Annotated in this window: 7 protein-coding genes; 4 read left to right on the top strand and 3 right to left on the bottom strand. The window is 76.0% G+C overall.

From position 1 onward, the window contains the following. A partial coding sequence (locus C6N75_RS18765; protein ID WP_219852891.1) for a hypothetical protein occupies positions 1–267 on the top strand: 267 nt, incomplete at its 5' end. Positions 268–388: 121 nt separating this feature from the next. On the opposite strand, the gene C6N75_RS18760 is transcribed toward C6N75_RS18765, so the two are convergent. The 3 genes from C6N75_RS18760 to C6N75_RS18750 form a co-directional block, all read right to left on the bottom strand. Then, positions 389–736: a DUF3140 domain-containing protein gene (locus C6N75_RS18760; protein ID WP_258177491.1), complete on the bottom strand. Its 348-nt coding sequence runs from the start codon at positions 734–736 to the stop codon at positions 389–391. Next, complete coding sequence (locus tag C6N75_RS18755) at positions 733–978, bottom strand: hypervirulence associated TUDOR domain-containing protein (protein WP_105870062.1); 246 nt, start codon at positions 976–978, stop codon at positions 733–735. Before C6N75_RS18755 ends, C6N75_RS18760 begins: the two co-directional genes overlap by 4 nt. Before the next feature lie 106 nt (positions 979–1,084). Beyond that, on the bottom strand, positions 1,085–1,606 hold the full coding sequence (locus C6N75_RS18750) for a MarR family winged helix-turn-helix transcriptional regulator (RefSeq protein ID WP_105870061.1): 522 nt from the start codon (positions 1,604–1,606) through the stop codon (positions 1,085–1,087). Between the two features lie 114 nt (positions 1,607–1,720). Between C6N75_RS18750 and C6N75_RS18745 the strand changes: the two genes are divergently transcribed. From C6N75_RS18745 to C6N75_RS32265, 3 genes are all read left to right on the top strand, one after another. Next, entirely contained in the window at positions 1,721–3,841 is a 2,121-nt protein-coding gene (locus C6N75_RS18745; RefSeq protein WP_105870060.1) for an MMPL family transporter, read from the top strand. A 250-nt stretch (positions 3,842–4,091) separates the two neighbouring features. Next, entirely contained in the window at positions 4,092–5,306 is a 1,215-nt protein-coding gene (locus tag C6N75_RS18740; protein WP_105870059.1) for a polyprenyl synthetase family protein, read from the top strand. Next, on the top strand, positions 5,303–5,442 hold a 140-nt coding region (locus tag C6N75_RS32265), incomplete at its 3' end, for an FAD-dependent oxidoreductase (protein WP_146132609.1). The genes C6N75_RS18740 and C6N75_RS32265, both read left to right, overlap by 4 nt.

The following is a 5,442-nucleotide window of genomic DNA, read 5'->3' as shown; positions in this document are numbered from 1 at the left end:
CCGGCCATCGAGCTGATGCTGCTCCAGGAGCGGGAGGCGGCCGCCCGGCGCGGCCACACCATCCGCGGGATCGTCGAACGGCTGCGGGTGGAGGAGGACTTCACCGCCGCGTCCTACTCCACGGTGCGCGACTACGTGCGCCGCCGCAGGCTCGCCCTCGCCCAGGAGGCGCGGACCCGGGCCCGCCGTGCGGCCGCCGGTGCCGAGCCGGTCGCGGCCCACGTGGAGGGGGCCGCGACGGGACCGGCGGCGGAACCGGCCGTCTGAGGCGGCGGGGTGCGGGGCCCCGGGCGGGCGGAGCGCCGACCGGGCCGGTCTCCGGTGGCAGCGGGCGCGGGACCCGCCGGCCTTCCCCGGCCGGGCCCCGCACCGCCGCACGCCGGCGGGCTCACTTCTTCGGGTCGTGGCCCCAGTTCATCAGCGAGTAGCGCCAGGCGGTGTCGGTGACGTCGCCGCCGGGGCGCTGCCCCAGGTGGCGGTGGACGTAGCCGGTGACCTTGCGCATATGGGCGAGGTCGTCGTCGCCCAGGTCGCCCTTCTTCGCCCGCAGCAGCTCCACGATCCGGCGGCCGGAGGCGTGGCCGGTGGACTCGCCGCCGCCGTTCTTCTGGCCGACGGCCTGGGACTCGTCGGTCTCCAGCCACTTCTCCAGCTCGCCGGCGGTCATGTTGACGGCCTCGCCGAACCGGTCGAGCGTCTCCCGGCGCTCCCGGTCCCCGCGCTCGGCGCCGCTCACGAGCCGCCGCCCTTCTTGCGCAGCGACTCCGGCTTGTGCACCGCCGTGCGGCCGGTCTTGTCGCTCTCCACCTCGTACTGCGGCTCGTCCTTGGAGGCGTCGACCGTCCGGCCGGCGGCCTTGGTGCGCTTGTCCACCTTCTTCTTCACGGTGCCCTCGACCTCCTGGCCGTGGCTCTTCCAGGAGACGTCGTCGCCCTGGGACAGCTTCTTGCCCTTGCCGCCCTGGTCCTTCTTCGCCATCACGGTCGTCCTTTTCGCTCTCCGGCCGCTGCCGGGCCGGGCCGCCGTGCGCGTTCCCGGCTCCGCCACTGTCATGGCGGCGGCGCGGCGGCGCACCTCGAACGGGTCACGACCGCAAGGCGTCGAGCTGGGTGTTCATCTCGCCCAGGAAGCGGACCACGGTGAGCAGCTCGGCGCGGGTGAAGCGGGCGCGGGCGGCGTCGGTGGAGCGGGCCAGCGGCTGGAAGTAGTCCCGGGCCAGTTCACGTGCGGACTCGGCGTAGTGCAGGTGGACCACCCGCCGGTCGTCGGCGGCCCGGACCCGGCGGACGTGCCCCAGGCGCTCCAGCCGGTCCAGGCAGGCGGTCATGGCGCCGGAGGTGAGGTTGAGCTGCCGGCGCAGCCTGCCCGGGGTCATCGGTTCGGCCGTGCCGCTGCCCGGGCCGCCGGGGCCGGCGCCCGCGTCGAGGATGGCGATCAGGGCCTGGACGTCGGTCAGGTGCAGCCCGTGCGCCTGGGCGAACTCATGCGCGATCCGGTTGAACTCGCCGTTCATCCGGCGCAGCAGCACGGCGAAGTTCTGGAGGCCGACCGGGTCGGCGGGGCCGTCCGGCGGGAAGGAGGTCGGGGGCGTGTCAGGACTGCGCATCCTCCCAGCATAAGATCCGGTGCACGATCTCTCGATGATTGAGATACTCGATGAGTGGCACACTCCGGTTTCAGGGTTCCTGCGAGCGGACTGAGCCGGACGGAGGAGGACGTGATGGCTTCGGCTTCGGGGAAGACGGCCGCCGGGCGGTGGGCCCGGTGGCTGGTGCCGGTGGTGCTGCTGCTGGTGTGGCTGGGCGTCGGCGGCACACTCGGGCCCTACGCCGGGAAGCTCGGCGAGGTGTCGACCAACGACCAGGCCGCGTTCCTGCCGCAGAGCGCGGAGTCGACCCGGGTGCTGGACGAGCAGAAGGCGTTCGAACGCGAGCAGACGCTGCCGGTGATCGTGGTGTGGACCGCGGACGGCGGCGGCAAGGTCGGCGACGAGCAGCGGGCGGCCGCCGCCGAGGCGGTGCGCAGGGCCGCCGAGGTGCCGGGCGCGGCCGGCCAGGCGTCGCCGGTGCTGCCCTCGAAGGACGGCGAGGCGCTCCAGGCGGTGGTCCCGCTGGAGTCCGGGCTGGGCGAGGAGCTGCCGACCGCGCTGGACGGCGTACGCGAGGCGGTGTCCGACGTGCCGGGGGCGCGTGCCGAGCTGGCCGGTCCGGCCGCCAGCCAGGCCGACCTGTCGGACGCGTTCGCCGGCATCGACGGGCTGCTGCTGGGCGTGGCGCTGATCGCTGTGCTGGTGATCCTGCTGCTGGTGTACCGCAGCGTGCTGCTGCCCTTCGTGATCATTCTGGGCGCGGTGTTCGCCCTGGGGCTGGCCTGCGCGGTGGTCTACGCGCTGGCCGACCGGGACGTGGTGCGGGTGGACGGCCAGGTGCAGGGCATCCTGTCCATCCTGGTGATCGGCGCGGCCACGGACTACGCGCTGCTGCTGGCGGCCCGCTACCGGGAGGAGCTGGCCTCGGGCGCGGACCGGATGGCGGCCGTGGTCGCCGCGGTGCGCCGGTCGGCCGGTGCGATCACCGCGAGCGCGGCCACCGTGGCGCTGGGCCTGCTGGCGCTGCTGGCCAGCGATCTGACGAACAACCGGGCGCTCGGCCCGGTGGGCGCGATCGGCATCGTCTGCTCGGTGCTGAGCGCGCTGACCTTCCTTCCCGCGGTGCTGGTGCTGCTGGGCCGGGCGGCGTACTGGCCGGCGAGGCCCAAGGCGTCGGACGCGACCGCCGAGGGCCACGCGGTGTGGCGCCGGGTCGCCTCACTGGTGGGCCGGGCGCCGCGCCGGGTGTGGGCGGTGACCGTGGTGGTGCTCGCGGTGTTCGCGGCGTTCGCGCCCTCGCTGTCCTCCAAGGGCGTGCCGCTGGACGAGATCTTCGTCAACGACGCGCCCTCGGTGGCGGCGCAGGAGACGCTGGCCCGGCACTTCCCGGCCGGCTCCGGCAACCCGGCGGTGATCATCGCCAGGGCGGACCGCGCCGAGCAGGTGACCGCCGCGGCGGCCGGCGTCGAGGGCGTGTCGGCCGCGGCGCCGCGCACCGGGTCGGGGCAGCCCGGCCAGGGGGCGCCGCTGGTGGTGGACGGCCGGGTGCGGATCGACGCCACCCTGGAGGACGCGGCGGACAGCGAGGCGGCCAAGCAGACGGTGCAGCGGCTGCGGGACGCGGTGCACCCGGTGCCGGGCGGCGAGGCGCTGGTGGGCGGCTACACCGCGCAGCAGTACGACACCCAGGAGACGGCCGCCCGGGACCGTACCGTCATCGTGCCGATCGTCCTCGCGATCATCCTGCTGATCCTGGTCCTGCTGCTGCGCTCGCTGCTCACCCCGGTGCTGCTGGTGGCCACCGTGGCGCTCAACTTCCTGGCCACGCTGGGCGTCTCGTCGCTGGTCTTCCAGCACCTGCTGGGCTTCAGCGGCACCGACGCCTCGGTCCCGCTGTACGGCTTCGTCTTCCTGGTGGCGCTGGGCGTGGACTACAACATCTTCCTGATGTCCCGGGTGCGGGAGGAGAGCCTGACGCACGGGGTGCGCCAGGGGGTGCTGCGCGGACTGACCACCACCGGCGGGGTGATCACCTCGGCGGGCGTGGTGCTGGCGGCGACGTTCGCCGCGCTGCTCGTGATCCCGCTGGCGTTCCTGGCGCAGATCGCGTTCATCGTCGCCTTCGGCGTGCTGCTCGACACGCTGGTGGTCCGCTCGCTGCTGGTGCCCGCGCTGGTGCTGGACATCGGCCCGAAGGCCTGGTGGCCCAGCAGGCTGTCGCGCACCGGCGGCGAGGCCGGCCGGGCGGGCTGAGCGGCGGGAGCGGGCCGGGTGAGGGGCCCGCGCGGCCCCTTCCCGGTCGGCGGCGGCCGGGTGGCCGGGCCGGACACCGGCCCGGCCGGGGCGGGGCCGGGACCGGCGCACGCCCGTCCGCGCCGCCTGGGCCGACCGGGTGACCCGGCTTCGGAACCTTCTCCGAAAGGGCAGGCATGACCAGAGCCGGGTCAGGGAACGCGGCTGTGGTCATGCCCGCCCCTCGGGGCCGCTCGTGAAAGGGGCCCGCATGCTTGGTGCGCGGACGACGCCCGCCGCCGGTGCCGCACACGCCCGGCCGGGACCCGCGGAACCGGGCCCCGCCACCGCCTCCCCCCGTCCGGGCGCCGACGCGCCCGAGCTGACGGCCGGTGACCCGACCGCTCGGGCCGTGGCGGCGGTCGAGCACCTGCTCGCCGGCCATCTCGCCGGAAAGCTCCACGAGGCCCGGGCGGTGGACCCGGTGTTCGCCGAGGACGTGGTCGCCCGCCTCGTCGCCTTCGTCGGGCGCGGCGGCAAGCGGCTGCGCTGCGCGTTCGCGTGGTGCGGCTGGCAGGCGGGCGGCGGGGCGGCCGGCGGCGCCGCCGCCGTGGTGCGGGTCGGGGCGGCGCTGGAACTGCTCCAGGCCTGCGCGCTCATCCACGACGACGTCATGGACGGCTCCCCCCGGCGGCGCGGAGCGCCCGCGATGCACACCGAGTTCGACGCGATGCACCGCGCGGGCGGACTGCTGGGCGAGCCGGAGGCGTTCGCCGCGTCCGCCGCCATCCTCGCCGGGGACCTGGTGCTGGCCTGGGCGGACGACCTGCTGGCCGAGACCGCGCTGGCCTCCCCGCACGGGGCCGCGCTCCAGCGCGAATGGGCCGCGATGCGCGGCGAGATGGTGGCCGGTCAGTACCTGGACGTGCGCGCCCAGGCCGCGGGCTCCTCGTCGGTGGCGGACGCGGTGCGCATCGCCTGCCTGAAGAGCGCCCTGTACACGGTGGAGCGGCCGCTGGCCCTGGGCGCGGCGGCCGCCGGGGCGTCCCCGGCCGCCATCCGGGCGCTGCGGGCGGCCGGGCACAGCGCGGGGCTGGCCTTCCAGTTGCGCGACGACCTGCTGGGCGCGTTCGGCGACCCGGCGGACACCGGGAAGCCGGCCGACGAGGACCTGCGCGCCCGGAAGCTGACGTATCTGCTGGCAGTGGCCGCGGAGAGCGCGGAGCGCACCGGGGACGCCGAGGCGGTCCGGGCGCTCGCGGCCGGCGGGTCCCGCCCCGGCGGGCGGGACGTGGCGGCGATGCGGGCCGCGATCGAGCGGACCGGGGCCCGGGCGGCGGTGGAGACGAGGATCGCGCGACTGGCGCGGGAGAGCCTGGGCCACTTCGCCGACTCGGGCGCTGCGGAGCCGGTGCGGCGGGAGTTCGCCGCGCTGGTGGGACGGGCGGCCGGCACCCCGGCCGGGTCGCGGACGGAGGACGTGTGAGGACGGTTCCGGGGCCCACGGGCCATGTGGTGGTGGTGGGCGCCGGGCTGAGCGGGCTCGCGGCCGCGCTGCACCTGCTGGGCGCGGACCGGCAGGTGACGGTGGTGGAGCGGGAGGCCGGGCCGCGCCCAGCAGG

Origin of the sequence: Streptomyces solincola, from assembly GCF_002982015.1 — a bacterium.
Taxonomy (GTDB): domain Bacteria; phylum Actinomycetota; class Actinomycetes; order Streptomycetales; family Streptomycetaceae; genus Streptomyces; species Streptomyces solincola.
Note: the sequence above shows the minus strand (reverse complement) of the source record. Positions and strands in the feature narration are given on the sequence as shown.